Here is a 24,638-nt window from a genome sequence, read left to right as displayed (position 1 = left end):
TCTAGATCTCCATCCCGAAGTGCTGGCTGAAACGGACGTCTCCCTCGATCATGTCTCGCATGTCGGGGACCTCGTTGCGGAACATGAGCGTGCGCTCCACGCCCATGCCGAAGGCGAACCCCTGGTACTCCTCCGGATCGATCCCGGCGGCGCGGAGCACGTTCGGGTGGACCATGCCGCAGCCGCCCCACTCGATCCAGCGGGGGCCACCCTTGGCACCGGGGTGCCAGACGTCCAGCTCGGCGCTCGGCTCGGTGAAGGGGAAGAAGTTGGTCCGCAGTCGGATCTTCGCCTCCTCGCCGAACATCTGGCGCGCGAAGTGCTCGAGGGTGCCGCGCAGGTCCGCCATCGTGAGCCCCTTGTCCACCGCCAGTCCCTCGAACTGGTGGAAGACGGGGGTGTGGGTCGCGTCGAGCTCATCCGTCCGGTACACCCGGCCCGGGCACAGCACGTAGAGCGGCACCTCCCGCTCGAGCATCGAGCGGACCTGCACGGGAGAGGTGTGCGTGCGCAGGACCACGTGGGAGTCGGCGGGCTCCACGAAGAAGGTGTCCTGCATCTCGCGAGCAGGATGGTCCGGCGGGAAGTTGAGGGCGTCGAAGTTGAACCACTCGGACTCGACCTCGGGGCCCTCCGCGATCTCCCATCCCATGCCCACGAAGACATCGCTCACCTGCTCGGTCAGCACGCTGAGCGGGTGGCGGGCGCCCGCGCGGCGGCGGCGCGGAAGGGCCGTGACGTCCACGGCCTCCTCGACGAGGATGGCCGCGTCCCGCTCCTGCTCGAGCACGCCCGTGCGCTCCGCGAGCGCCTTGGAGACGCGCCCGCGCGCCGGGCCGAGCGTCTTTCCGGCGGCGGCCTTCTCCGACTTGTCCAGCTGGCCGATCATCCGGTTGGAGAGCGCCAGCGGCGACTTGTCCCCCATGTGGGCGATCTTGACGTCTTTGAGCTCGGCGAGGTCCTTGGCCCCGGCGATCGCCGCGAGCGCGGCGTCCACCGCACGGCCCACGGCGGCCTCGTCCGTGGGGTGCGGCACCTCAGGAGTGCCCTGGCTCGAGGGCTCGGTCATGGAAACCCGTCCTTCATGAAGAGGTGTTCGGTCTGCGCGGCCGCGGGATCCGCGGCATTCCCCGAGTCTATCGGGCGCAGATCGCCCGCGTGCGCCCTGCGTCGGGGCCTGTGGACAACTCGCGTCAGCGGGCGGCGCGCTGCCGGACGAGCGCGTCCACGATGGGCCGGTCCGCCTCGATCCACGCCAGCTCGTGCGCCTCGGGGCCGAGGGGCGCCCAGACGACGTCGTCGTGCCCTGCGCCGATCCGCACGGAGGCCGGGGACGCGCCCTCCGCAAGGGCCGCCTCGAAGACCCTCATGCGCAGGCCGCTCGCAAGCGGCCAGCCTGCCCACGGTCCCTCCGTCTCGGCGGGAAGGACCTCGGGGCCGAGCTCGATCGGGACGCCGAGCTCCTCCCGGCACTCCCGGACCAGGGCGGTGTGAAGGTCCTCACCCGGCTCGACCTTGCCACCGGGGAATTCCCACTGCCCCGCTAGAGTTGGTGGATACGTACGGCGTGCCGCGAGGAAGCGGTCCCCCTCCACGACCGCGGCCGCCACGATGACAGTTCCGGCCCCGCTGGACGGGCTTCCCTGCGCGTCGTCAGTCATGCACCCAGGCTAGTCGAGAGCGGTCCACCCAGAATGTCCACTGCCCAGGCCCCCGCTGCCAAGGCTTCCCCTGCCCCGACCTCGCTCACGGCCCGCGCGCTCATCGCGATCGCCGCGCTCGCCGTCGGCGGCTTCGGCATCGGCACCACGGAGTTCACCATCATGGGGCTCCTCGACCCGATGGTCCGCGATCTGCGCATCTCCATCCCGGAGGGCGGCCACGTCATCAGCGCGTACGCGCTGGGCGTCGTCATCGGCGCCCCCTCCTTCGCGGCGCTCGGGTCGAGGCTTCCGCGCAAGACGCTCGCGCTCTCCCTGCTCGCCTGGTTCACGCTCGCGAACGCCTCCTCCTTCTGGGCGGCGGACTACCACTGGCTGCTCGTCTCCCGCTTCGTGGCGGGCCTGCCCCACGGCGCGTACTTCGGCGTCGCGGCCGTCATCGCGGGCACGCTCGTGCCGGTGACCAGGCGCGGGTGGGCCATGTCGATGGTCCTCATGGGGCTCTCGGTGGCGAACGTCGTCGGCGTTCCCTTCGTGACCTGGCTCGGCCAGCACACCGGGTGGCGGAGCATGTTCCTCGCCGTCGGGCTCATCGGACTCCTCGCCTTCACGGCCGTCATCTTCACCGTCCCCCACGAGCCCGCCCCGGAGGGCGCCTCGATGAAGTCCGAGCTGCGAGGCCTGCGGCACGGACAGCTGTGGTTCGCGCTCGCCATCGGGACGGTGGGCTTCGGCGGCTTCTTCGCGGTGTACTCCTACATCTCCCCCACGCTCCTCACCGTGACGAAGGTGCCGGAGAGCGTTCTGCCCGTGGCGGTGGGCGTCTACGGCGTCGGCATGGTCGTGGGCAACTGGTTCGCCGGAATCCTGGCGGACAAATCCGTCATGGGCACCATCTACGGCGCGTGCATCGGGATCATGGCCCTCGAGGCCTCCTTCGCGCTCTTCTCCGCCTGGGCGCCGATCGCCTTCGTGCTCATCTTCCTCATCGGCTCCTCGGGCTCGTTCCTCGTCGCCCCGCTCCAGAAGCGCCTCGTCGACGTCGCCCCGGACGCCCCCTCGCTCGCCGCGTCCCTCAACCATTCCGCACTCAACCTCGCGAACTCCCTCGGAGCCTTCCTCGGCGGGGCGGTCATCGCCGCGGGCCTCGGCCTGCGCGCCCCGGCCTGGGTGGGCGTGGGGCTGGCGTTCCTCGGGCTCCTGCTCGCCCTGGTCTCCGGCGCCCTGGACCGCCGGCGCGCGAGCCGCCCGGTATCCTCGGTCTGAGGCGGAGGGCGCGCCCTCCCCTCCCCGCCACTCTCACGGAAGCGAGCACATGAGCGCAGGACTTGCCGCCCTTCTCGACGACGTCGCCGCCCTCGCGAAGGCCGCCGCCGCGAGTGTCGACGACGTCGGAGCCGCCGCGGGCAAGGCGACGGCCAAGGCCACGGGCGTGGTCGTGGACGACACCGCCGTGACGCCCCGCTACGTCGAGGGCATCGAGCCCAAGCGGGAGCTGCCGGTCATCTGGCGGATCGCCCGCGGCTCCCTCGTCAACAAGATCCTCATCATCCTGCCCGTGGCGCTCGTGCTCAGCCAGTTCGCGCCGTGGCTCCTGACCCCGATCCTCATGCTCGGCGGCACGTACCTGTGCTTCGAGGGCGCGGAGAAGGTCTGGGAGATGGTCGCGGGCCACGCGGAGAACGGCGGGCAGGACGGCGAGCGCGCCTCCGAGGACCAGATCGCCAAGGGGGCCATCCGCACGGACCTCATCCTCTCCGCGGAGATCATGGTCATCTCCCTCAACGAGGTCTCGCACGAGCCGCTGCTCGCGAGGACGCTCATCCTCCTCGTCGTGGCCGTGGTCATCACGCTGCTCGTCTACGGAGTCGTGGGGCTCATCGTCAAGATGGACGACATCGGCCTCGCCCTCGCCCGGCGGGACAGCCGCGGGGCCCAGCGCTTCGGTCGGGGGCTCGTCACGGCCATGCCGCGCGTCCTGTCCGTGATCTCCCTCGTGGGCGTCTTCGCCATGCTCTGGGTCGGCGGGCACATCATGCTCCAGGGCCTCGACACCCTCGGGCTGCACGCTCCCTTCGAGCTGGTCCACCACCTCGAGGAGGCCGTGCACGGCGTCGCAGGCGTGGGCGGCTTCCTCGCCTGGCTCGTCGAGACCTTGTGCTCGCTCGTGCTCGGGCTGGTCTGGGGCGGCGTGGTGTTCGCCGTCGTCCACGCGGTGCGCTCGCGGCGGCACCGGCACTGAGCTGCGGGGCCTGACCCCCGCACCCACACCCGCCCCCCCCCGCACCCGCACCGTCTGTTGCGAGTTGGAGGAATAGGACAGCTCATTCCTCCAACTCGCAACAGACGATGAGTGGGAGCAGGTGTGGGGTTGGGGTCGAGGTGGGTGTGTGTCAGCGGGCGGAGGCCCGGCTCAGCCCCGCTGCGCCCGCGCCGAGGCGTAGAGGCAGACGGTCGCCGCGGTGCCCACGTTGAGGCTCTCCGCCCGGCCGTAGATGGGGACGCGCACGCGGGCGTCCGCCGTCGTCTCCTCCTCTTCGCTGAGGCCTTGCGCCTCGTTGCCGAAGAGCCATGCCGTGCGACGCCGGAGCAGCGGCTCCTCCCCCGAGCTCCCGGTCAGGCCGCCGGGCGCAGTGCCGGAGCAGATGCTCCCGCCGGGCGCGGCAGCGTCCAGCAGATCGTCCAGATCCGACTCCCCGTAGCCGTCCGCGGCGAGCAGGCACAGCCCCGAGGCGCGCATCTCCTCGAGCGCGTCCGGACCGGCCAGCGCGAACGGCACGTGGAAGAGGCTCCCGGCCGTCGATCGCACCACCTTCGGGTTGTAGGGGTCCACCGTCCCCGGGAGCACGACGGCGCCTCCCGCGCCGGCCGAGTCCGCCGCCCGCAGCACCGTCCCCGCGTTGCCGGGGTCCTGGATCCGGGCCAGGACCGCCACGAGGCGCGGTTCCGCAGCCAGAAGCTCCGCCAGGGGGACGTCCAGCATCCGGCAGACGGCCACCATGCCCTGCGGGGACTCGGTGTCCGCCATCGCGGCGATGACCTCCGGCTCCGCGATCCGCACCCGGGATCCCGCGCTCCGGGCCAGCTCGGCGATGTCGCCGTGGCGCTCGAGCGCCGGCCCCGTGGCGTAGAGCTCGAGGACCGTCTCCGGCCCACCCGCCTGCACAGCCTCGCCTTGCGCCGCGTCCCGAGCGGGGCTCCCAACGGCGCTCCCAGCGGCGGCATGGGCCCCAGCGGCACGCTCCGCGTCCCGGCGCAGCGCCTCACGCACCGCCTGAGGCCCCTCGGCCAGGAACCTGCGCTCCTTGGCGCGGTGCGAGCGGAGGCGGAGACGGGCCACGGCTTTGACTCGGTCGGATCGCGGGTTGGAGAGCGGCTCCATAGGCTCCTTCTCAGTCGTGCGGCGGAGGCTGGGGCAGGCCGGTTCTGGCGCCTCGACGCAGATCTGGACACAGATGAGGCGCCGGTGCAGTCTGCACCGGCGCCTCATTCTCTCACGCGCCCTTCACGGGCTCGCGGTCAGGGCGTCAGCCCTGCGGTGTGAGGGTCAGTTGCCCTCGACGACGAACTGCTGGCGGGACTCGCCGCCAGCCGGCTCGAAGCCCGCGGCCTTGGCGGACTCGACCGAGCTGAACCACATCTCAGGCACGGTCTGCTCGTACCAGGTGGAGCCCGGAACGTGGTACTTGCCGGACTGGTTGCCCTTGATGACGTAGCCGGCGGGCGGCTCGACGCCCTCCTCGGCCTTGACGCCATCCGAGGAGGGGGCCTCCTCGATGAGCTCCTCAGCCACGGTGATGCCCTTCTCGGCGGCGCGAGCGGCGGCCTTGTTGGTGGGCTCCTTGACGATGGCGGCGCCCTCGACCTGCTTCGCGTTGATGTCGCTCGGGAGAGCGTCCTTCGCGAGCTTGACGAGGCCGGCGAACGCGGCGGCGTCGGAGACGGCGAGCTCGGCGAGCATGCGGCGGTCCACCTGGATCTCCGCGAGCTTGAGGCCCTGGATGAGGCGGTTGTAGGTCATGCCGTTCATGCGGGCCGCAGCGTTGATGCGCTGGATCCACAGGCGGCGGAAGTCGCCCTTGCGCTTGCGGCGGTCGCCGTAGCTGTAGACGAACGAGTGGAGCAGCTGCTCCTTGGCCTTGCGGTAGAGGCGCGAACGCTGACCGCGGTATCCGGACGCGCGGTCGAGGACGACCCGGCGCTTCTTCTGGGCGTTGACTGCCCGCTTCACACGTGCCACGTGTGTACTCCTTCTCAGTCGTGGTGGCGGCCCGCAGGCCGCTTCGTCGTGGTGCCGAGCGCTCTGGACGCGCTGGCGGAAGCCGTTTTAGAGGCCGAGCATCCGGCGGATCGTCTTGCGGTCCGCGGAGGAGACGATCTTGTCCGCGCCGAGGCGGCGGGTGAGGGTCGTCGGCTTGTGCTCGAGGTAGTGGCGGCGGTTGGCCTGCTGGCGCTTCAGCTTGCCGGAGCCGGTCAGCTTGAAGCGCTTCTTGGCACCACTGTGAGTCTTGAACTTCGGCATATCTGCCGTTCTCCTTACGTGTTCCTCGGCCCGGGATCACCCGGGCAGAGGGGCTTGGTGGACGCTCACCCGGACCGGGGTCCGGGGGCGTCCCTTCCTGCAAACTCTCTCCTCAGCTGTCCTGGACAGCCTCAGGAGGACGAGGGGCGGCCAGCCGAAGGCTTCGGCCGACCCTGGGGCTTGGGCGCAGCCGAGGGCTTCGCGGGAGCCTTCGGCTTCGGCGCGGCGCTCGGCTTGGGGGCCGAGGCCGGCTTCGGTGCCGGGGAGTCCGACGACGACGGCTTCGCAGCAGACGTCTTCGAGGCCGGGGCCTTCGGAGCCGGAGTCTTCGAAGCCGGGGCCTTGGAGGCCGGAGTCTTGGACGCCGGAGCCTTCGGGGCGGCCGGCTTCTTCGGCGCCTCGGAGCCCGTGGACTCCTTCTTGGCCGAGGGCTCCTGCTTCGCCGGAGCGTCCGCCTTGGCTGAAGTCTCCTTCGCGGCGGGAGCCTCCTGCTGCGGCTGCTCGCTCGAGGCCTGGGCCATCTTCTTGAGGCCTTCCGGCATCGAGTCGCCTACGCTGTGGCCGCTCTGAGCCGCCTTCTGCGTGTCGATCCGCTCCATGCGGGCCGCGCGCTGCTGGCGGCGCGTGGGGGCCTGCTCCGGCGCGTCCGACTGGCTCTTGCGGGCCGCGGCCTTGGCCTCGGCCTTGTTCTTCAGCGGGCCGATGACCATGACCATGTTGCGGCCGTCGATCCGCGGCGCGGACTCGATGGAGCCGAGCTCTGCGACGTCGCTCGCGAACTTCTCGAGGAGGCGGATGCCGAGCTCCGGGCGCTGCTGCTCGCGGCCGCGGAACTGGATCATGGCCTTGACCTTGTCTCCCGCGGCGAGGAACCGCTTGGCGTGGCCGGTCTTGGTCTCGTAATCGTGGGAGTCGATCTTCAGGCGGAAGCGCACTTCCTTGAGGACCGTGTTGGTCTGGTTCTTCCGGGACTCGCGCGCCTTGACGGCGGCCTCGTACTTGAACTTGCCGTAATCCATGAGCTTGCACACAGGCGGCTTCGCCTGCGGCGCGACCTCGACGAGATCGAGATCCGCCTCAGCAGCCAGGCGCAGCGCATCCTCGATGCGCACGACGCCGACCTGCTCGCCGTTCGGACCGACAAGCCGGACCTCGGGAACGCGGATCCGATCGTTAATGCGTGTCTCGCTGATGTGAGTTGCTCCTTGATTGAGAGTGGGTGCTGCACACGAAAAAACCTCCGCGGGCAGATGCTCGGCGGAGGTCCAGTGCCACTGCAGTCGCCCTGAGGGCTGGCGCACAGGCCTGACAACGGCCCGCGCTCCTGCGGTGAGCTGACCCGGTGATCCAACGCTGTGCGGTCACCAAGGTGGGAGAATCTCCACTTCGCTCCGATAATCTTATCACTATGACGAGCGATCCCGTGAACCACCACCACTCCTTCCCCGACGAGAGCGCCGAGCCCGGCGCGCAGGCCCAGGCGGTGAGGGACATCGCCGAGGTTCCGGCCGTGGAGGTCGTCAACACCGCGGCCGTCCACCTCCTCAGCGCCGCCGCCGTGAAGTGCGGCCTCGCGGAGGGCCCGGACGCCGAAGACCTCAAGGACCTGGACGAGGCGCGGAAGCTCATCACGGCGCTGGCCGGGCTCGTCACGGCCGCGGCTCCCGAGATCGGCAGCCAGCACGCCGCCCCTCTCCGGGACGGCCTGCGCTCAGTCCAGCTCGCTTTCCGCGAGGCCTCCGCCTACCCGGACAAGCCCGGCCAGGGCCCCGGCGAGAAGTTCACGGGCCCGGTCAACTAGTCCTCCCGGCGCCCTCGGCCTGACCGGCGATCGGCCCCTCCCGCCTCAGCTCTCGCGCCCGAGCACCACGTGCTCGGGCCCGAGCTCGCCGATCGAGTTCACGCCGATCAGCCTCATCGTGCGCTGCATCTGCTCGCGCATGATCTCCAGCATCCGGGCCACCCCGGCCTGCCCGCCGGCCATGAGCCCGTACATGTAGGCCCGGCCGACGAGCGCGTAGTCCGCGCCGGCCGCGACCGCCGCCACGACGTCCGCCCCGTCCATGACGCCCGTGTCGATGCCGATGCTCGCCTCGGCCCCGAGCTCCCTCCGCACACCCGGCAGGAGCTCCAGCGGCACGGGCGCCCGGTCCAGCTGGCGGCCCCCGTGGCTGCTGAGCACGAGCCCGTCCGCCCCGGCCTCGCACACGCGGACCGCGTCGTCGAGACTCTGCACGCCCTTGACGATGAGCGTGCCCGGCCACATCTCCTTGATCCAGCGCAGGTCCTCGAGGCTCAGCGAGGGGTCGAACATCCGCCCCACCAGGTCGGCCACGGTTCCCGAGGTGCGGGAGAGCGAGGCGAAGGAGAGGGGCTCCCGCGTGAGGAAGTCCAGCCACCAGGCCGGGTGCAGGGCGATGTCCGCCACGGTCGAGGCCTTGAGCTGCGGAGGAATGGAGAAGCCGTTCCGCGTGTCCCGCAGCCGCGCCCCGGGCACCGCGGTGTCCACCGTGACGAGGAGTCGGCGGTACCCGGCCTCCCAAGCCCGCCGCACCAGGCCCTCCGAGGCCTCCCGGTCCTTCCAGAGGTAGAGCTGGAACCAGTTGTCCCCGTCCGGGGCGTGGCGGGCCACGTCCTCGATGGACGCCGTGCCCATCGTGGAGAGGCAGAAGGGGATGCCGGCGTCCGCGGCGGCCGCCGAGCCGGCGTACTCGCCCTCCGTGTGCATCATCCGCGTGAAGCCGGTGGGCGCGAGTCCGAGGGGCATCGAGCTCGTGCGGCCGAAGAGGGAGACGGAGGTGTCCGCCTCCGTCACGTCCCGGAGGACGTGCGGCACGAACTCGAGATCCCGGTAGGCCTTCCGGGCCCGCGCCAGGGAGATCTCCGCCTCCGCCGCGCCGTCCGCGTAGTCGAACGGCGCCCTCGGCGTGCGGCGCTTCGCCTGCTCGCGCAGGTCCCACACCGTCTGAGCTCGCTCCAGGCGCCTCGCCACGGCGCTTCGGCGGGGCGCGCGGTCTCCGATGAGCGCCAGCACCTCCGTGACGTCGGGAAGGCGGCGCCTCAGGGCGGGCGGGGTCGGCCGGTCGGCGCCGGAGTGCTCGGGGTGGGCGCGCTCAGATGTGTGGAACCTCATACCCCCAGGCTACGACCGCCCCGGGCCGTCACTGCTCCCGCACCAGGGCTGCACGCCGCCGTCGTCGGGCCAGGAGCCCCAGGACGCCGACGGCGACGCCGACCACGCCTGTCGCCGCGAACGCCGAGGCCGGAGCGCCGGCGTCCACGACGAGGCCGATGAGCGGCGAGCCCGCCGCCGTGCCGATGGTCATGGCGGATCCGTACCACCCCATCGCCTCGCCGCGGACCTCCTCCGGCACGAGGCTCGTGAGGCGCTCGCTCGCGGAGGAGAGGGCCGGCGCACAGAAGAGACCCGTCGGGATCGAGGCGAGCGCGAGGGCCCAGGACGAGTGCGCCACCCCGAGGGGCACGGCCGTCGCTCCCATGAGCGCGAGGAGGACCATGGGCGAGACCGCCCGTCCCCACGCGGCATAGACCGCGCCGCCGACGAGCGAGGCGCCGCACCAGAAGGCGAACACGAGCCCGAGGTCCTGGGCGCGGCCCTCGGCGCGGAGCGTCGCGATGATGGCCACCTCGGTGCCGATGAGCACGAACCCGGAGGCTGCCGAGGTGATGAGCGTCGCGAGGGCGGGAACACTGAGCCACGGCAGGTGGCGGTCTCGGCGCTGGCGCAGCCGCTCGCGCATGCGGCGGCGGGCGAGGCGCTGGCCCACGGACTCGAGGTCGCCGGCCACCTGCGTCAGGTTCGCGGGAGCTGCGGCCACAGCGGACATCATCGAGTACTCGAGGTCCGCCTCGATGTCGGAGTCCTGGCGGCGCTCCCGTGCGGGAGTGCGCGTGGGCGGGTTCATCACCATGAGCGCGATGCCCGCGAGCGCGGCGGCCCACCCCACGATCATGAGGCCGAACGTGGTGGAGAGCGTCGAGGCGACGACGACGGCGGCCGCGGGGCCGACCATGAAGACGACCTCGGTGCCCATCGAGTCGATCGTGTAGGAGGTGCGCCGCAGGTCGCCCGTGGACTGCACGCCGAGCGACTGGCGCACGAGCGAGAACACCGGCAGGGAGAGCGCGCCGCCGACGAACGCGAGGGGCACCAGGGCCCAGAACGGGACGTGAGCGGCCACGGTCCAGATGAGCAGCTCGGCGATCACCGAGGGCAGGACCGCCTTGCGGAGGCCGGCACGGTCGATCCGGCGTCCGCGCCACGGGCCGCCGACGGCGATGCCCACCGTGACGGCCGCAGCGACGACGCCCGACTGCGCGAAGCCGAGGTGGAGCGTGTCCACGACGTGCAGCGTCAGGAGGATGCCTGCGGCCGCATGGGGAAGGCGGGCGAGCATGCCCACGAGGATGAGGCGCACGATGGCGGGCCTGGCCATCACGTCCTGGAAGGGGCGCAGGTTCACGGGTTCAGTCCTCCCTCGGGTCTGGGCGCACGAGAGCCTGGGGATCGCGCGGAACGTCGGTGTCTGGGGCGTCTCGCGCGGACCTGGCTCACATTGGCTCCGTCCGAGGTCGGAGGGCCCGCCCGGCAGGGCAGGGCCTCCGCGGCGGTCAGCCGGGGCCTTCGAGCAGCGCTGCGTCGAGGACCTTGAGCGCCATGGAGTCGGCCAGCCGGGCGACGGCCTCGGAGCCGGTCAACGCGCGGGAGACTCTCTCCATCAGACCGGCCAGGGCCTCGCGGGTCAACCCGCTGTGCACGAAAACATGACACTCGAGCTCCGGCCCCAGTCCCCCGCCGCGGAGGCGGAGACCGCCCTCGGCGACGCCGTCGGCGCGGGGGCCCCGCGCGGGGACGAGTGCCGCGACGTCCTCGAAGGACTGGGCGGCGGCCGCGAGCGAGTCCCGGATCTCAGGCGACTCGTAGGAGGGCACCCACTCCTCGCCCTGCGCCACGGCCCAGACGGCGGGCCGCCGAACCACGAAGCCGGGCCCGGTTCCCGGGTCCAGGACCATGAGCTGCGCCCCGTCCTGGACGCAGGAGAGGGCCACGCGGCGGGCCTCGAACGGGATGGGCCGGGCGTCCGAGGCCCAGGCCGTCACGGCCTCAGCGGAGGTGAAGACGGGCAGCGCCCTGCGCCCGTCCGGCGCGGTGAGCGAGCAGAGGACCATGTCCGCGGCCTTGTCCCCCGCATGACCGTCGTCCGTCGAAGCGTGTTCCGGACTGTGCTGCGCGCGGGCCGCCACGAAGACCCGTGTGCCGGGGAGGGCGGAGACGACCTCGGTCTCCTCGGCCTCGGCCGCGCCCCATCGGCGCAGGGCCTCTGCCAGGCGGGGATCAGCTCGGCCGTCGTCGGCGGGGTCCTCCGGCCGGGAGTGCTCGAAGGTCCGCCCCGCCCACGGCTGCCCCGCCGTGTCTGTGAGGTTTCTCCCACTCGCTATGCGGTTTTTCTGTTGCTCAAGGGCGGAGGCGATGTGCCCCGGGAGGCGTCGTCCGCTCGGCGCGCCGGTTCCGTCCGCAGAGGCGCCGACTGCCCCGGGCCGGGGCTCCGGGGGCTGCTCCCGCCCCGTCATGCCCGGCGGCCGGCGACGTCGAGGGCCTCCGGCAGCGTGAACCGTCCCGCGTAGAGCGACTTCCCGAGGATCGCGCCCTCGAGTCCCAGCGGAACGAGCTCGCGCAGGGCGCGGAGGTCCTCCAGGCTCGAGATGCCGCCGGAGGCCACCACGGGCTTGCCGGTCCGCTCCATGACCTGGCGGAGCAGGTCCAGGTTGGGGCCCTGGAGCGTCCCGTCCTTGGTCACATCCGTCACCACGTAGCGCGAACAGCCGGCCTCGTCCAGGCGCTCGAGGACCTCCCAGAGGTCCCCGCCCTCTCGGGTCCACCCGCGGGCAGCCAGTGTGGTCCCGCGGACATCGAGCCCGACGGCGATCGCGTCCCCGAACCGCTCGATGGCCCGAGCCGTCCACTCGGGGTTCTCCAGTGCAGCCGTGCCGAGGTTGACGCGGGCCGGCTTGAGGGCCATGGCGGCCTCGAGGCTCTCGTCGTCCCGGATCCCGCCCGAGAGCTCGATCTTCACGTCCACGCCCTCGGCGACCTCGCGGATGACGTCACGGTTGGTGCCGCGGCCGAAGGCCGCGTCGAGGTCGACGAGGTGGATCCACTCCGCGCCGTCCCGCTCCCACTGGCGCGCCGCCTCGAGCGGCGCGCCGCAGGAGGTCTCGGATCCGGCCTCGCCCTGGACGAGGCGGACGGCCTGGCCGCCGGCGATGTCGACGGCGGGAAGGAGTTCGAGGATGTCGGTCATGGCGTGATTCCTTGCTGGTGTGGAGGTGCGGCCCCGCGTGGCCGCTGGGCAGGGTCAGGTCAGGATCGGAGGAGGAAGGCGGCGAGGAGGGACATGGCCACGAGCACGAGGCAGGCGATCCAGGTCCAGCGGGGCAGCTCCTGCTGCCGCAGCGAGTAGGCGCCGCCGAGAAGCACGCCGGCAAGGGCCATGAGGGCCACCGTGGTCCAGTTGCTCATCAGAAGGTCTCCATCCAGTTGCGCAGCAGCTGAAGGCCGGCCTCGCCGGACTTCTCGGGGTGGAACTGCGTCGCCGTCAGCGGTCCGTTCTCCACCGCGGCGATGAAGTCTCCGCCGTGGCTCGCCCACGTCACCGCCGGCGGAGTCATGAGCGGCTGGGCGACGTCGAACTCCCAGGACTGCACGCCGTACGAGTGCACGAAGTAGAAGCGCTCGTCCTCGATGCCCGCGAACAGGGCCGAGCCCTCCGGCGGGCGGACGGTGTTCCACCCCATGTGCGGGACGACATCCGCGTCGAGGCGCTCGACGACGCCGGGCCACTCCCCCATGCCCTGGGACTCGGTGCCGTGCTCCACGCCTCGTTCGAAGAGGACCTGCATGCCCACGCAGATCCCGAGGACCGGGCGGCCTCCTGCGACGCGACGGCCGATGAGCCGGGCGCCGTGGACCGACTCCAGCTGCTCCATGACGGCGGCGAAGGCGCCGACGCCCGGGACGAGCAGACCGTCCGCTGCCTGGACCGCGTCCGGGCTGCGAGTCAGCTCAACCTCAGCGCCGACGTGCTCGAGGGCCCGCACCGCCGAGCGGACGTTCCCCGAGCCGTAGTCGAGGACCGCGACGCGAGGGCCGCTCACAGGGCGCCCTTCGTGGAGGGCACGCCGGTGACGCGCGGATCCCGCTCCGTGGCGGAGCGCAGCGCCCGGGCGAAAGCCTTGAACTGGGCCTCGACGATGTGATGCGGGTCCCGCCCCGCGAGCACCGTCATGTGAAGGCAGATATGAGCGTGAAGCGTGATGGCCTCGAAGACGTGGCGCGTCAGCGAGCCCGTGAAGTGCCCGCCGATGAGGTGGTACTCCTGCCCGGCCGGCTCGCCGCTGTGGACGAGGTACGGACGCCCCGAGACGTCCACGACGGCGCTCGCCAGCGCCTCGTCCAGGGGAACCGAGGCCTGCCCGAAACGGGCAATGCCGCGCTTGTCGCCGAGCGCCTGCCGCAGCGCCTCTCCGAGGACGATGGCCACGTCCTCGACCGTGTGGTGCGCGTCGATGTGCGTGTCCCCCTTGGCCTTCACCGTGAGGTCGATGAGAGAGTGCTTCGAGAGGGCCGTGAGCATGTGGTCGTAGAACGGAACCCCCGTGGAGATGTCCGAGGTCCCGGTGCCGTCCAGGTTGAGGCTGAGGCGGACGGCCGATTCGCTCGTGACGCGCTCGAGGCTCGCCGTGCGCTCTGCGGGGTTGGTGCTCATGCTGTTCCCGTTCCTGTGGTGTTCTGCGGATTCCGGCCGGCCGTTCCCTGGGCCTCGCGCGTGCTCTGCGCAAACCGCGGCGCCAGCTCCTCCATGGCCCCGAGGAAGGCGGCGGTCTCCTCCCGAGTGCCTGCGGTGACGCGCAGGGTGTGCGGAATGCCCACGTCCCGGATGAGGATGCCCCGGCTCAGCAGCTCCTCGAAGAGGCCGTGCGGGTCCGTCACCCCGCCGAAGAAGACGAAGTTGGCGTCCGAGGCGTACACCTCGAACCCGTGTGCCCGCAGCTCCCCGACGATCCGGTCCCGCTGCCCGCGGATGTCGTCCACCGTGCGGAGCAGGACCTCCACGTGCTCGAGCGCGGCAATGCCCACCGCCTGGGTGACCGCGGACAGGTGGTACGGAAGGCGGACGAGCTGGAGGGCGTCCACGACCTCGGGGGCCGCGGCCATGTATCCGATCCGCGCGCCGGCCAGCCCGAACGCCTTGCTCATGGTGCGGGAGACGATGAGCCGGGGGCGGCCCACGAGAAGAGGCAGAGCGCTGTGGGAGGTGTCCCGCGCGAACTCCGCATACGCCTCGTCCACGACGACGACGGTCTGGAACTCCTCGCCCGCCGCATAGACGGCCTCGATCACCTCGGCGCGGAGCTCCGTGGCCGTGGGATTGTTCGGCGAGGCGAGGAAGACGACGGCCGGCTTGTGCGTGCGAACCTGCTCGGCGGCCGCCTCCGCGTCCAGCGTGAAGTCCGCGTTCCGGCCTCCCGCAGCGTAGACGGTCTCCGTTCCGTCCGCGAGCAGCGGATACATGGAATAGGTGGGGGTGAAGCTCAGCAGCGTGCGCCCGGGGCCCCCGAAGGCCTGCAGAACCTGCTGGAGGATCTCGTTGGACCCGTTGGCGGCCCAGACGTTGTCCGTCTCCAGGCTGACGCCCGGCACGCTTGCTGAGAGATAGGCGGCGAGCCTCCTCCTGAGCTCAACCGCGTCCCGGTCTGGATAGCGGTTCAGCCCCTCGACGGCCTGCGTCACACCCGCCTGGATAGCCTGTTTCACCTCGGCCGGAAGCGGATGGGTGTTCTCATTGACATTGAGGGCATAGGGCACGGCGATCTGGGGCGCGCCGTAGGGCGACTTCCCGCGCAGACCGTCCCGGAGCGGAAGGGACTGGAGAGCCTCAAGTCGAGCATTCACACGAACCAGCCTATCGCTCGCCGCCTGCCGGACGACATCCGGTGTGCTCCGGCGCCCCGCCCGGACGGGCGAGCCGGCCCCGCCTGTGTGCGGGCGGCCGGCTGCTCCGGGCAGACAGTCCGGTCAACGACCGCCGTTCTCGAAGGACGGAACCTCGAGCTGCTGACCCGCGGAGAGCTGCGTGGACTGGAGGCCGTTCACGGAGACGATCTCCTTGACGACGTCCCTGGGGTCCGCCTTGGGGTTGGTCCGCTGGGCCACGTGCCACAGCGACTCCCCGCTGCCCACGGTCACGGTGACCAGGGCCGGCTGCTTGTCCGTTGCAGCGTCTGCCGAGGACACTGCGAGCGTGAGCCCGAGGATGAGGGCCGTCAGAAGGGCGACGACCGGAAGCCCGAGGAAGACCAGGCGCCCGCGGCGCGTCAGACGGACACGGGCAGACGCGGCCTGCCGCGCTTCTGCTGCGAACGATGACGGGGTGTATGCCGTAGTGCTCATTGTCCTGCGTTCCCTTTCTCCTGTGCCCCGGCGAGGTGCCGGGGCTGCGCCGGTCATCGGCGCCTCGAACAGGCGGAGCGTGGCGAGCCACGGTGTTCGAACACCTGTTCGATACATCAGTTTTAGCACTGGTGTTCGAAGGATGTCCAGAGGCATTCGAAAATATGTTTGATTCGAACACCCGTTCGCCGTAGGCTGGGTGCATCCGCCACGATCAAGAGAACAGGGCGGGGTGGACACTCTAAGGAGACGCATCCATGGCCCAAGACGCCGCTCGCGCCCCCAAGGCGCTGACCTCGACTCAGCGAGCCGTCATGGAGTGTCTGCAGACCTTCCACGCGGTGAACGGCTTCGCACCGTCTCTGCGAGACATCGGGCAGGCCACCGGGCTGACGTCCACCTCCTCGGTCAACTACCAGCTGAAGCGGCTCGTGGACCTCGGCTACATCCGCCGGCCGGAGAACCGCCCCCGCTCCATCGAGGTCCTGAAGCCTCTGGAGCTGGAGAAGAGCACAGGAGCCCCCCAGGCTTCAGAGCCTCCTCGTGCGGAGGCCTCCGGCCTGGGCGTCATCGAGGGCGGCGCGGCGAGCGGGGCGTCTTCGAACGCCTCGGAGCCGAGCTACGCGAGTTCCGGCGAGGGAGTGCCCGTGCCGCTCGTCGGCCGCATCGCGGCTGGCGGCCCGATCACGGCAGAGCAGAACGTGGAAGATGTCATCTCCCTCCCCCGCCAGCTCGTGGGCCACGGCGAGCTCTTCATGCTCCAGGTGCGCGGAGACTCGATGGTGGACGCGGCGATCTGCGACGGGGACTGGATCGTGGTCCGCCGCCAGCCGACGGCGTCGAACGGTGACATCGTCGCCGCCCTGCTGGACGACGAGGCCACGGTCAAGACCTTCCGCCAGCGGGACGGCCACACGTGGCTCCTGCCCCAGAACTCCCAGTACGAGCCCATCCTCGGAGACCACGCCGTCATCATGGGCAAGGTCGTCTCGGTCATGCGCTCGCTCTGAGCCGCTCAGCCCAGAGACGCTCGACTCACGCCCTCGGGCGTCCGGTCCGGACTCAGTCCCCGGACGCCGCCTCTGCGGCCAGGCGCGAGAGCGCGCCTTCCACAATGGCGAGGTTCTCGGTCGGCCAGAGCGGCGGAAGCGAGCGCAGCAGGTACTGCCCGTAGCGCTCCGTCCGCAGGCGGGAGTCGAGGATCGCGACGACGCCCTTGTCCCCCGTCGAGCGGATGAGCCGGCCCACGCCCTGGGCCAGCTTGGTGGCCGCCGTCGCCGCCGCCACCCGCATGAAACCGTTTCCGCCGGACCGGGCGATGGCGCGGGAGCGCGCCGTCGCCATCGGGTCGTCTGGCCGTGGGAAGGGAATGCGGTCGATGACCACGAGCCGGCAGCTCGAGCCCGGGACGTCCACGCCCTGCCAGAGCGTCATGGTGCCGAAGAGGCACGTGGACTCCTCTTCGGCGAACTGGGTGACGAGCGCCGCCGTCGAGCCGTCCCCCTGGCACAGGACCTCGACGTCCACCCGCTCGCGGATCCACTCCGCGGCCTCCTGGGCGGCCCGCTTCGAGGAGAAGAGGCCGAGCGCCCCTCCGCCTGAGGCCTTGATGAGCCGAAGCAGCTCCTCGCGCGTCTCGGCGGAGGCGTGCATGGACGGCTTCGGCAGGTGCCTCGGAACGTAGAGGATGCCCTGCTTCGCGTAGTTGAAGGGCGAGCCGACGTCGATCTCCTCGTACGGGGGCGCGCCGGGCCCCGCCAGGCCGAGGTCCCCGGCCACGGCGTCGAAGCTGCCGCCCACGGTGAGCGTGGCGCTCGTGAGCACCACCGTGTGGCCGTCGAACAGCCCGTCCCGCAGCTTCATGGCCACGGAGACCGGGGCCACGTTGAGGGTCGCGGCGGCCGTGGGATCTGAGGAGTAGCCCTGACCCGGCGTGTACTCGCTCGGGCGGGTCACCCACAGCACCTCGCCCGACTGGCCCGCCGCCAGCACTCGCTCCGCCGCCTGGAAGACCTCCTGGACGCGCGAGCGGGCCATCTGAGCGGCGCCGTCGCCGTCCTCTCCCTGCGCGGGCTTGAGGTCCGTGAGGAGGGCGCGGGCGGCGTCGCGGACCATCGCCACGGCGCCTTCGCCGGAGCGGGAGAGCCCCTGCGGGAGGAGCCCCTCCTCGAGCAGGGAGAGCTCTACCTGCAGCGCCTCCGCCGCACCGGCCAGCGGCTCGTCGTCGACCTTCGAGGCCTTGCGGGCGCCGCTCGCCGCCGCGGCGATCATGGCGGAGGTGAGGGAGCCGGTCACCGCCGTCGTGACGCGGTCCTGGAGCTCGTGCGCCTCGTCGATGACCACCGCGGAGTAGTCCGGGAGGACCGAGATGCCCTCGAACGCAGAGATCGCGAGCAGCGCGTGGTTGGTGATGACGATGTCCGCGTTGGAGGCCTCCTCGCGGGCCCGCTCGCTGAAGCACTGCTCGGCGAGGGGGCAGCGCTGGGCGCCCATGCACTCCTGCGCGGTCACGGAGACCTGCCGCCAGGCCTGGTTGGAGACGCCCGGGACCAGCTCGTCGCGGTCCCCGGTCTCCGTCTCCTCGGCCCACTCGCGCAGGCGCTGGACCTCCTCGCCGAGCCGGCTCGTGCCGCTCGAATACGTCTTCATGCCCGTGATCCGGGGCCCGTCCGGGTGCTGGGCGGCGGACTCCTCCGGATCGTCGAAGAGCGCGTCCTGCTCGTCCTCCGGGTAGCCGCCCTCGAGCTTGTTGAGGCAGACGTAGTTCGAGCGGCCCTTGAGCAGGGCCACGTCCACGTCCCTCGCGAGGTGCGGCCCCACGGCCTCGAGCAGCCGAGGGACGTCTCGGCGGACGATCTGCGCCTGGAGCGCGAGCGTCGCCGTCGCGATGACCATCGGCAGCTCCTCCCGCTGCGCGTGGGCGAGGAGCGGCACGAGGTAGCCGAGCGACTTGCCCGTGCCCGTGCCCGCCTGGACGAGGAGGTGCTCCCTCCGGGAGAGCGCCCGCGCGACGGCGGACGCCATCTCCTCCTGCCCCTCGCGCCGGCTGCCGCCGAGCTCTTCGACGGCGATGCCCAGCAGCTCGAGGGCGCGCGACTCAGGCGACGGCACAGCGGAGCCTCAGGACGCCGACGGCGCGCTCGTGGCGAACCGCTCCATCGAGGCCGCGAGGGACTCCCTCACCCGCACGAGGACCCGCGTTCCGCTCTCGAGGTGCTCCTGGTCCAGGATCTCGGCGTCGTCCCCGTGAAGCCGCGCGAGCGCTGCCCCCTCGGTGTACGGGATGAGGAGCTCCATGGTCACGTTCGGGCGGGGAATCGCCTCGGAGATCCGCCGCTCGAGCTCCTCGATCCCCTCGCCGGTGCGAGCGGAGACGACCACGCTGGAGCGCTCCCGGTTGCGCAGGCGCCCGACGACGATCGGGTCCGCCGCGTCCGCCTTGTTGAGGACGATGATCTCCGGGATGTTCTGGGCGTCCACCTCGGCGAGCACCTGCCGGACCGCGGAGATCTGGCCCTCGGGGTCCGGGTGCGAGGCGTCCACCACGTGCAGGATGACGTCCGCGTCCGCGACTTCCTCGAGCGTGGAGCGGAAGGCCTCGACGAGCTGGGTGGGCAGCGAGCGGACGAACCCGACGGTGTCCGCCAGCGTGTAGCCGATGCCGTCCTCGGTCTGCGCATGGCGGACCGTGGGATCGAGCGTGGCGAAGAGCGCGTTCTCCACGAGCGCCCCCGCGTGGGTCAGGCGGTTGAGGAGCGAGGACTTGCCTGCGTTCGTGTAGCCCGCGATGGCCACGGCGGGCACCGCGTTGCGCTTGCGGTTGGCGCGCTTGGCCTCGCGAGCGGGCTTCATCCCCGCGATCTCGCGCTTGAGCTTGGCCATCCGGGCGCGGATGCGGCGGCGGTCCAGCTCGATCTTCGTCTCGCCGGGACCGCGGGAGCCGATGCCGCCGCCGGCTGCGCCGACGCGACCGCCGGCCTGACGGGACAGGGACTCGCCCCAGCCGCGCAGGCGCGGGATCATGTACTCCATCTGCGCGAGCTCCACCTGCGCCTTGCCCTCACGGGACTTGGCGTGCTGGGCGAAGATGTCGAGGATGAGCGCGGTCCTGTCGATGACCTTGACCTGGACCACGTCCTCGAGGCCGCGGCGCTGGGACGGGGAGAGCTCGGCGTCCACGATCACCGTGTCAGCGCCTGTCTCCGCCACAATGCCCTTCAGCTCCTCCGCCTTGCCCGAGCCAAGGAACGTGCCGGGATCCGGTTTGGTGCGGCGCTGGACCACGCCGTCGAGCACCTCGGAGCCCGCCGTCTCGGCGAGGGCGGCGAGCTCGCGCAGGGAGTTCTCCGCCTCCGCGACCGTCCCGTCCGTCCAGAGGCCCGCGAGGACCACGCGCTCGAGGCGCAGCTGGCGGTACTCGACCTCGGTGACGTCCTCGAGCTCCGTGGACAGGCCCGCGACGCGGCGGAGGGCGCGGCGATCGGCAAGGTCCTCCTGGGCGCCGTCCGCCTCGGAGTGCTCCCGCGAGAGGTCGCTGAGCGCCTGGGCGCGGCCGTCCCGGAAGATGCTTCCCCGCCCCGAGTCCTCGGACGCGAGGATCCGCTCGACGGGATCCCGGCCGTCCCGCTCGTCATGGCTGCTGGTGTGGGTCACTGTGTCCTTTGCATGTGGGTGAGAGTGGGTCTCGGGCGAACCGAGCCTGCGTACCATCCTAGGCTCCTCCCCCTCGGGAACGACGGCGATTCGCTCACCGCCGAAGAGTGATTGAGAAAACTCTATCACTCGAAGCGGGGCTGGATACGATGGACCCATGCCCAACTCGGATCCCCGCGCCACAGCGAAGAGCGGCTCCTCGCCGCAGCACTACTTCACCTCTCCCGAGGGGCCCGCGAGGGAGCGCCGCCTGGAGGTGGAGCTCGCGGGGCGTCGGCTCTCGGTGACGACGGCCAACGGGATCTTCTCCCCCGGCGGGATCGACAAAGGCACGGCCGTCCTGCTGAAGCACGCCCCGTGGGAGCCTCTCGCCCGCAGCGGAGAGACGGTTCTGGACATCGGCTGCGGGTGGGGGCCCGTCATCCTGGCCGCCGGGATCTCGGACCCGAGCGCGCGGCTCGTCGCCGTCGACGTCAACGAGCGGTCACTCGACCTGGCCCGCCGCAACGCGCAGGCCGCGGGCCTGTCTCTCGAGGCCTCACAGCCGGAGGACGTCGCGGAGGACCTGGAGTTCGACCGCATCTACTCGAACCCGCCCATCCGCGTGGGCAAGGAGGCCCTCCACACGATCCTGCTCACCTGGCTCCCGCGGCTCGCACGGGGCGGGACGGCGTGGCTCGTCGTGCAGAAGAACCTCGGCTCGGACTCGCTTCAGGCGTGGCTGGAGCGCTCGCTCGGCGAGGGGTTCGCTGTGGACCGGGCCGCCACGGACAAGGGCTTCCGGATCCTCAGAGTGCGGCGTCTCCCCTAGCCACGATCACGGCCGGCCCCGCGAGCACCGCGTGCTCCGTCCCGTTGCCGGCGTCCTGGAAGGAGACGCGGACGCGGCCTCCGGGAATGTCCACGAGCCAGTGCTTGGGCGCGGCGGCACCGCCCCAGAACATAGTCGCCGCGGCCGCCGCGGCGGCGCCTGTGCCGCACGAGAGCGTCTCGCCCACGCCTCGCTCGAAGACCCTCATCCGGATCTCCCCCACGCCCTCCTGTGCGCCCCCGTCCATCGGGACGACGAACTCGACGTTGCTGCCCGACGCTGGGGCCGGCTCGACGCCGGGCGCGCTCGCCAGGTCGAGCTGCTCCAGCTCCTCCTCGTGCGCCAGCGCCACGACCGTGTGCGGGTTGCCCATGTCCACCGAGACGCCCGGCCGCGGGATGTCGAGGCCTCGCGCCTCGACGAGCGCATCCGCTCCCCGCTGTGCCGCCGTCTCCGGCTCGGCGAGCGTCCAGGGACCGAGGTCGACGGCGTAGTGCCCTTCCTCGCCCAGCTCGACCGCCCCGCGGCCTGCCGGGGCGGAGTCGAGCTGGGCTGAGGCCGTCTGGGCCGAAGTGGTCTGGGCCGAAGTGGCCTGGTCAGGAGCAGCCTCCGGGTCCACCGTCTGCGGCGACACGCGCACCACGCTCTTGACGCCCCCACGGGTTCCGATGACGATCTCCTCGCCTTCCGCCAGCTCGATGAGCCCTTCCGCCCGCAGATAGTGGATGAAGACGCGCACTCCGTTGCCGCACATCTCGGCGACGCTGCCGTCCGCGTTGCGATAGTCCATGAACCACTCGGCCTGCGGCTCCTGCTCCAGCAGCGCTTCTCCCTCCGGGAGGCAGCGGGTTCGCACGGCGCGGATGAGCCCGTCTCCGCCGAGCCCCCGGCGCCGGTCGCACCACGCGGCGACGCGCGCGGCCGGGAGGTCCAGCGCGTTCTCCGGGTCCGTGAGGAGGACGAAGTCATTGCCCGTCCCGTGTCCGAGGGCGAATCGGGTCAGCGCGCGTGCAGTCATGGCACCAGCGTATCGCCGTGCGGCAGCCCGTCCGCCACCGCGCGAAGGGCCTGCTCGAGGAGGTCCGGGGCGGTGGCGTCCAGCCAGATCACGCGCGGGTCAGCCCGGAACCAGGTCTCCTGGCGGCGCGCGAACTGGCGCGTGGCCGTGAGGGTCGACGCCGCCGCCTCGGCCTCGTTCATGGTGCCGTCGATCACCTCGAGGGCCTGCCGGTATCCGATGGCACGGCTCGCCGTCCTGGCCTCCCGGAGACCATGGCCGCACAGCCGCCTCGCCTCCTCGACGAGCCCTTCGCGCATCATCCTCTCGATGCGGAGCTCGAGCCTCGCATGCAGCTCGGCCCGGTCCATGGCGAGGCCGAGCTGCACCGTGGGGCGCAGGTAGCGGCGCTGCGGCATGAAGGACTCGAAGGTCCGCCCTGTGATCTCGTGGACCTCGAGCGCGCGGATGATGCGGCGCTCGTCCTTGAGCCGCCCGGCTGACACGGGGTCCACGGCTGCGAGCCGCTCGGCCAGAGGCCCGATGCCGCGACGCCGCGCCTCCTCCTCGAGCCGGGAGCGGACCTGCGGATCCGTCGGAGGGAACTCGAGCTCGTCCACGGCGGCCCTGACGTACAGTCCCGACCCGCCGACGAGGACGGGCGTCTTCCCGCGGTCCAGGAGCTGCCGCACGGCCGCGTCCGCCTCGGCCTGGAAGGCGGCGACGCTTGCCTCCTCCGTCACCTCCAGCACGTCCAGGAGGTGGTGCGGAATTCCGCCCCGCTCCTCGGGCGCCAGCTTGGCGGTGCCGATGTCCATGCCCCGGTAGAACTGCATGGAGTCCGTGTTGACGATCTCACCGCCCACGGCCCGGGCGATCTCGATGGCCAGATCGCTCTTCCCGGTGCCCGTTGCACCGACGACGGCGACGACGCCCCGCCCCGGCCCGACGCCGCCCACGTCAGCCCCCGTGCGGCGCGGCCCCTGCGGACGCCCCCGCTGAGGACGGCATGGCCGGCATGCCGAGGCTCACCGGGCCTTTCGTCGGAACCGACCCCGCCGCGGTCCCCGGCTGCGCAGGAATGCCGCAGGAGTCTGCCTGGGCGCGGTCCCACGCGTCGCCGGCGCGCGTGCGGCGAACGCTGAAGTCATCGGCGGACACGTCCGCCAGGAGGTGGAAACCGGCCGCCTCAGTGATGGTGAGCGTGACCATGTCGCCCGGCCTCGGCGTCTCCGCCCCCTCCGGCACCGTGAAGTGGACGAGACGCTGGTCCGGCGCCCGCCCGGACATGCGGCCGGTCTCCTCGTTCTTCCGGCCGCTGTTCTCCGCGACGAGCAGCTCGACCCGCGAGCCGACCGTCTTCTCGTTCTCCTCGCGGGAGATGCGGTCCTGGAGAGCGATGAGGCGCTCGTAGCGCTCCTGGACCACGCTCTTGGGCAGCTGGTCCGGCAGGTCCGCCGCAGGCGTCCCCGGACGCTGGGAGTACTGGAACGTGAACGCGGAGGCGAAACGGGACTCCTCAACGACGCGGAGCGTCTCCTGGAAGTCCTCCTCCGTCTCGCCGGGGAAGCCGACGATGATGTCCGTGGAGATCGCAGCGTGGGGCATCCGGTCCCGGACCTTCTCCAGGATCCGGAGGAACTTGGCCGAGCGGTAGGAGCGACGCATGTCCTTGAGGACCTTGTCCGAGCCCGACTGCAGAGGCATGTGCAGCTGCGGCATGACATTGGGGGTCTCCGCCATGGCCTCGATGACGTCGTCAGTGAAGGCCGCCGGGTGCGGGCTCGTGAAGCGGACCCGCTCCAGCCCCTCGATCTCGCCGCAGGCGCGCAACAGCTTGCCGAAGGCGAGCCGATCCCCGAACTCCACTCCGTACGAGTTCACGTTCTGGCCGAGGAGGGTGACCTCCACGACGCCGCTGGCCACAAGCGCCTCGATCTCCGCGAGGATCTCCCCGGGACGGCGGTCCCGCTCCTTGCCGCGCAGACTGGGGACGATGCAGAACGTGCAGGTGTTGTTGCAGCCCACGGAGATGGAGACCCACCCCGAATAGGCGGACTCGCGCTTGGTGGGGAGAGTGGACGGGAAAACGTCCAGGGACTCGAGGATCTCCACCTCGGCCTTCTTGTTGTGCCGGGCCCGTTCGAGGAGGGCCGGCAGCGCGCCGACATTGTGCGTGCCGAACACCACGTCCACCCACGGAGCCTTCTCCGCGATGGCGTCCTGGTCCTTCTGCGCGAGGCAGCCGCCCACGGCGATCTGCAGCTCGGGGTTCTTCTCCTTGACGGGAGCGAGGCGCCCGAGGTTTCCGTAGAGCTTGTTGTCCGCGTTCTCACGGACTGCGCACGTGTTGAACACGATGACGTCCGCCAGTCCGTCCGCCACCGGGGCAAGGCCGGCCTCTTCAAGCAGGCCTGCCATGCGCTCGGAGTCATGCACGTTCATCTGGCACCCGAAGGTGCGGACCTCGTACGTGCGCTGGCGTGCGGGGGCGGTCATCGTGGAAGTCACCTGGCAATTCT

At 71.4% G+C, this 24,638-nt stretch carries 25 protein-coding genes; 5 read left to right on the top strand and 20 right to left on the bottom strand.

What is annotated here, in order from left to right; translation table 11 throughout:
- Position 1 precedes the first annotated feature (1 nt).
- Positions 2-1,069 carry a phenylalanine--tRNA ligase subunit alpha gene (gene pheS, locus H9I38_RS04980; protein ID WP_226337632.1) on the bottom strand — a complete coding sequence of 356 codons (1,068 nt, stop codon included), beginning with the start codon at positions 1,067-1,069 and terminating at the stop codon, positions 2-4.
- 124 nt (positions 1,070-1,193) lie between these two features.
- A complete protein-coding gene (locus tag H9I38_RS04975; protein WP_226337631.1) occupies positions 1,194-1,661 on the bottom strand; it encodes a (deoxy)nucleoside triphosphate pyrophosphohydrolase in 468 nt (155 codons plus the stop codon).
- Positions 1,662-1,694: 33 nt separating this feature from the next.
- On the opposite strand from H9I38_RS04975, the gene H9I38_RS04970 reads away from it, so the two are divergent.
- Positions 1,695-2,927 (top strand): MFS transporter, encoded by a 1,233-nt coding sequence (locus tag H9I38_RS04970; RefSeq protein ID WP_226337630.1) that lies wholly within the window; start codon positions 1,695-1,697, stop codon positions 2,925-2,927.
- 49 nt (positions 2,928-2,976) lie between these two features.
- Entirely contained in the window at positions 2,977-3,903 is a 927-nt protein-coding gene (locus tag H9I38_RS04965) for a DUF808 domain-containing protein (protein ID WP_226337629.1), read from the top strand.
- A gap of 171 nt (positions 3,904-4,074) precedes the next feature.
- On the opposite strand, the gene H9I38_RS04960 is transcribed toward H9I38_RS04965, so the two are convergent.
- The 4 genes from H9I38_RS04960 to infC all read right to left on the bottom strand — a co-directional run bounded on the left by H9I38_RS04960 (position 4,075) and on the right by infC (position 7,349).
- The gene (locus H9I38_RS04960; RefSeq protein WP_226337628.1) at positions 4,075-5,043 is read right to left on the bottom strand and encodes a TrmH family RNA methyltransferase; all 969 of its coding nucleotides are present in this window, start codon (positions 5,041-5,043) and stop codon (positions 4,075-4,077) included.
- 165 nt (positions 5,044-5,208) lie between these two features.
- Entirely contained in the window at positions 5,209-5,901 is a 693-nt protein-coding gene (rplT, locus tag H9I38_RS04955; RefSeq protein WP_226337627.1) for a 50S ribosomal protein L20, read from the bottom strand.
- Between the two features lie 87 nt (positions 5,902-5,988).
- Positions 5,989-6,183, bottom strand: a complete 195-nt coding sequence (rpmI, locus tag H9I38_RS04950) for a 50S ribosomal protein L35 (RefSeq protein WP_226337626.1) — start codon at positions 6,181-6,183, stop codon at positions 5,989-5,991.
- Between the two features lie 131 nt (positions 6,184-6,314).
- On the bottom strand, positions 6,315-7,349 hold the full coding sequence (gene infC, locus H9I38_RS04945; RefSeq protein ID WP_413463523.1) for a translation initiation factor IF-3: 1,035 nt from the start codon (positions 7,347-7,349) through the stop codon (positions 6,315-6,317).
- A gap of 242 nt (positions 7,350-7,591) precedes the next feature.
- On the opposite strand from infC, the gene H9I38_RS04940 reads away from it, so the two are divergent.
- Positions 7,592-7,984: a DUF1844 domain-containing protein gene (locus H9I38_RS04940; RefSeq protein WP_226337625.1), complete on the top strand. Its 393-nt coding sequence runs from the start codon at positions 7,592-7,594 to the stop codon at positions 7,982-7,984.
- A gap of 45 nt (positions 7,985-8,029) precedes the next feature.
- Here the strand turns inward: H9I38_RS04940 and H9I38_RS04935 are convergent, their stop codons facing one another.
- The 9 genes from H9I38_RS04935 to H9I38_RS04895 form a co-directional block, all read right to left on the bottom strand.
- Entirely contained in the window at positions 8,030-9,316 is a 1,287-nt protein-coding gene (locus tag H9I38_RS04935; protein WP_226337624.1) for an alpha-hydroxy acid oxidase, read from the bottom strand.
- A 28-nt stretch (positions 9,317-9,344) separates the two neighbouring features.
- Positions 9,345-10,667: an MFS transporter gene (locus H9I38_RS04930; RefSeq protein ID WP_226337623.1), complete on the bottom strand. Its 1,323-nt coding sequence runs from the start codon at positions 10,665-10,667 to the stop codon at positions 9,345-9,347.
- A 148-nt stretch (positions 10,668-10,815) separates the two neighbouring features.
- On the bottom strand, positions 10,816-11,775 hold the full coding sequence (locus tag H9I38_RS04925; RefSeq protein WP_226337622.1) for an SseB family protein: 960 nt from the start codon (positions 11,773-11,775) through the stop codon (positions 10,816-10,818).
- Positions 11,772-12,506 (bottom strand): bifunctional 1-(5-phosphoribosyl)-5-((5-phosphoribosylamino)methylideneamino)imidazole-4-carboxamide isomerase/phosphoribosylanthranilate isomerase PriA, encoded by a 735-nt coding sequence (gene priA, locus H9I38_RS04920; RefSeq protein WP_226337621.1) that lies wholly within the window; start codon positions 12,504-12,506, stop codon positions 11,772-11,774. Before priA ends, H9I38_RS04925 begins: the two co-directional genes overlap by 4 nt.
- Before the next feature lie 59 nt (positions 12,507-12,565).
- Entirely contained in the window at positions 12,566-12,724 is a 159-nt protein-coding gene (locus H9I38_RS04915; protein WP_226337620.1) for a hypothetical protein, read from the bottom strand.
- Positions 12,724-13,359 (bottom strand): imidazole glycerol phosphate synthase subunit HisH, encoded by a 636-nt coding sequence (gene hisH / locus H9I38_RS04910; RefSeq protein ID WP_226337619.1) that lies wholly within the window; start codon positions 13,357-13,359, stop codon positions 12,724-12,726. Before hisH ends, H9I38_RS04915 begins: the two co-directional genes overlap by 1 nt.
- A complete protein-coding gene (gene hisB, locus H9I38_RS04905; RefSeq protein ID WP_226337618.1) occupies positions 13,356-13,970 on the bottom strand; it encodes an imidazoleglycerol-phosphate dehydratase HisB in 615 nt (204 codons plus the stop codon). Before hisB ends, hisH begins: the two co-directional genes overlap by 4 nt.
- Entirely contained in the window at positions 13,967-15,157 is a 1,191-nt protein-coding gene (locus H9I38_RS04900; RefSeq protein ID WP_226337617.1) for a histidinol-phosphate transaminase, read from the bottom strand. Before H9I38_RS04900 ends, hisB begins: the two co-directional genes overlap by 4 nt.
- 123 nt (positions 15,158-15,280) lie before the next feature.
- Positions 15,281-15,655, bottom strand: a complete 375-nt coding sequence (locus tag H9I38_RS04895) for a LysM peptidoglycan-binding domain-containing protein (RefSeq protein WP_226337616.1) — start codon at positions 15,653-15,655, stop codon at positions 15,281-15,283.
- A gap of 257 nt (positions 15,656-15,912) precedes the next feature.
- On the opposite strand from H9I38_RS04895, the gene lexA reads away from it, so the two are divergent.
- On the top strand, positions 15,913-16,665 hold the full coding sequence (gene lexA, locus H9I38_RS04890) for a transcriptional repressor LexA (protein WP_226337615.1): 753 nt from the start codon (positions 15,913-15,915) through the stop codon (positions 16,663-16,665).
- A gap of 52 nt (positions 16,666-16,717) precedes the next feature.
- On the opposite strand, the gene H9I38_RS04885 is transcribed toward lexA, so the two are convergent.
- Positions 16,718-18,766 carry an ATP-dependent DNA helicase gene (locus H9I38_RS04885; RefSeq protein ID WP_226337614.1) on the bottom strand — a complete coding sequence of 683 codons (2,049 nt, stop codon included), beginning with the start codon at positions 18,764-18,766 and terminating at the stop codon, positions 16,718-16,720.
- 9 nt (positions 18,767-18,775) lie between these two features.
- Positions 18,776-20,365, bottom strand: a complete 1,590-nt coding sequence (gene hflX, locus H9I38_RS04880; RefSeq protein ID WP_413463519.1) for a GTPase HflX — start codon at positions 20,363-20,365, stop codon at positions 18,776-18,778.
- Positions 20,366-20,465: 100 nt separating this feature from the next.
- On the opposite strand from hflX, the gene H9I38_RS04875 reads away from it, so the two are divergent.
- Positions 20,466-21,119 carry a class I SAM-dependent methyltransferase gene (locus tag H9I38_RS04875; RefSeq protein WP_226337613.1) on the top strand — a complete coding sequence of 218 codons (654 nt, stop codon included), beginning with the start codon at positions 20,466-20,468 and terminating at the stop codon, positions 21,117-21,119.
- On the opposite strand, the gene H9I38_RS04870 is transcribed toward H9I38_RS04875, so the two are convergent.
- From H9I38_RS04870 to miaB, 3 genes are read right to left on the bottom strand one after another with little or no spacing between them, the layout of a single operon-like run.
- Positions 21,097-22,137, bottom strand: coding sequence for a diaminopimelate epimerase (locus tag H9I38_RS04870; protein WP_226337612.1), 1,041 nt, complete (start codon positions 22,135-22,137; stop codon positions 21,097-21,099). The genes H9I38_RS04875 and H9I38_RS04870 overlap by 23 nt on opposite strands.
- Positions 22,134-23,075 carry a tRNA (adenosine(37)-N6)-dimethylallyltransferase MiaA gene (gene miaA, locus H9I38_RS04865; RefSeq protein ID WP_226337611.1) on the bottom strand — a complete coding sequence of 314 codons (942 nt, stop codon included), beginning with the start codon at positions 23,073-23,075 and terminating at the stop codon, positions 22,134-22,136. Before miaA ends, H9I38_RS04870 begins: the two co-directional genes overlap by 4 nt.
- Before the next feature lies 1 nt (position 23,076).
- Positions 23,077-24,615, bottom strand: a complete 1,539-nt coding sequence (gene miaB, locus H9I38_RS04860; RefSeq protein WP_226337672.1) for a tRNA (N6-isopentenyl adenosine(37)-C2)-methylthiotransferase MiaB — start codon at positions 24,613-24,615, stop codon at positions 23,077-23,079.
- Positions 24,616-24,638: the final 23 nt, after the last annotated feature.

Source organism: Arthrobacter sp. UM1, assembly GCF_020483305.1.
GTDB lineage: Bacteria > Actinomycetota > Actinomycetes > Actinomycetales > Micrococcaceae > Falsarthrobacter.
This window is presented reverse-complemented; position numbering and strand designations above follow the sequence as displayed.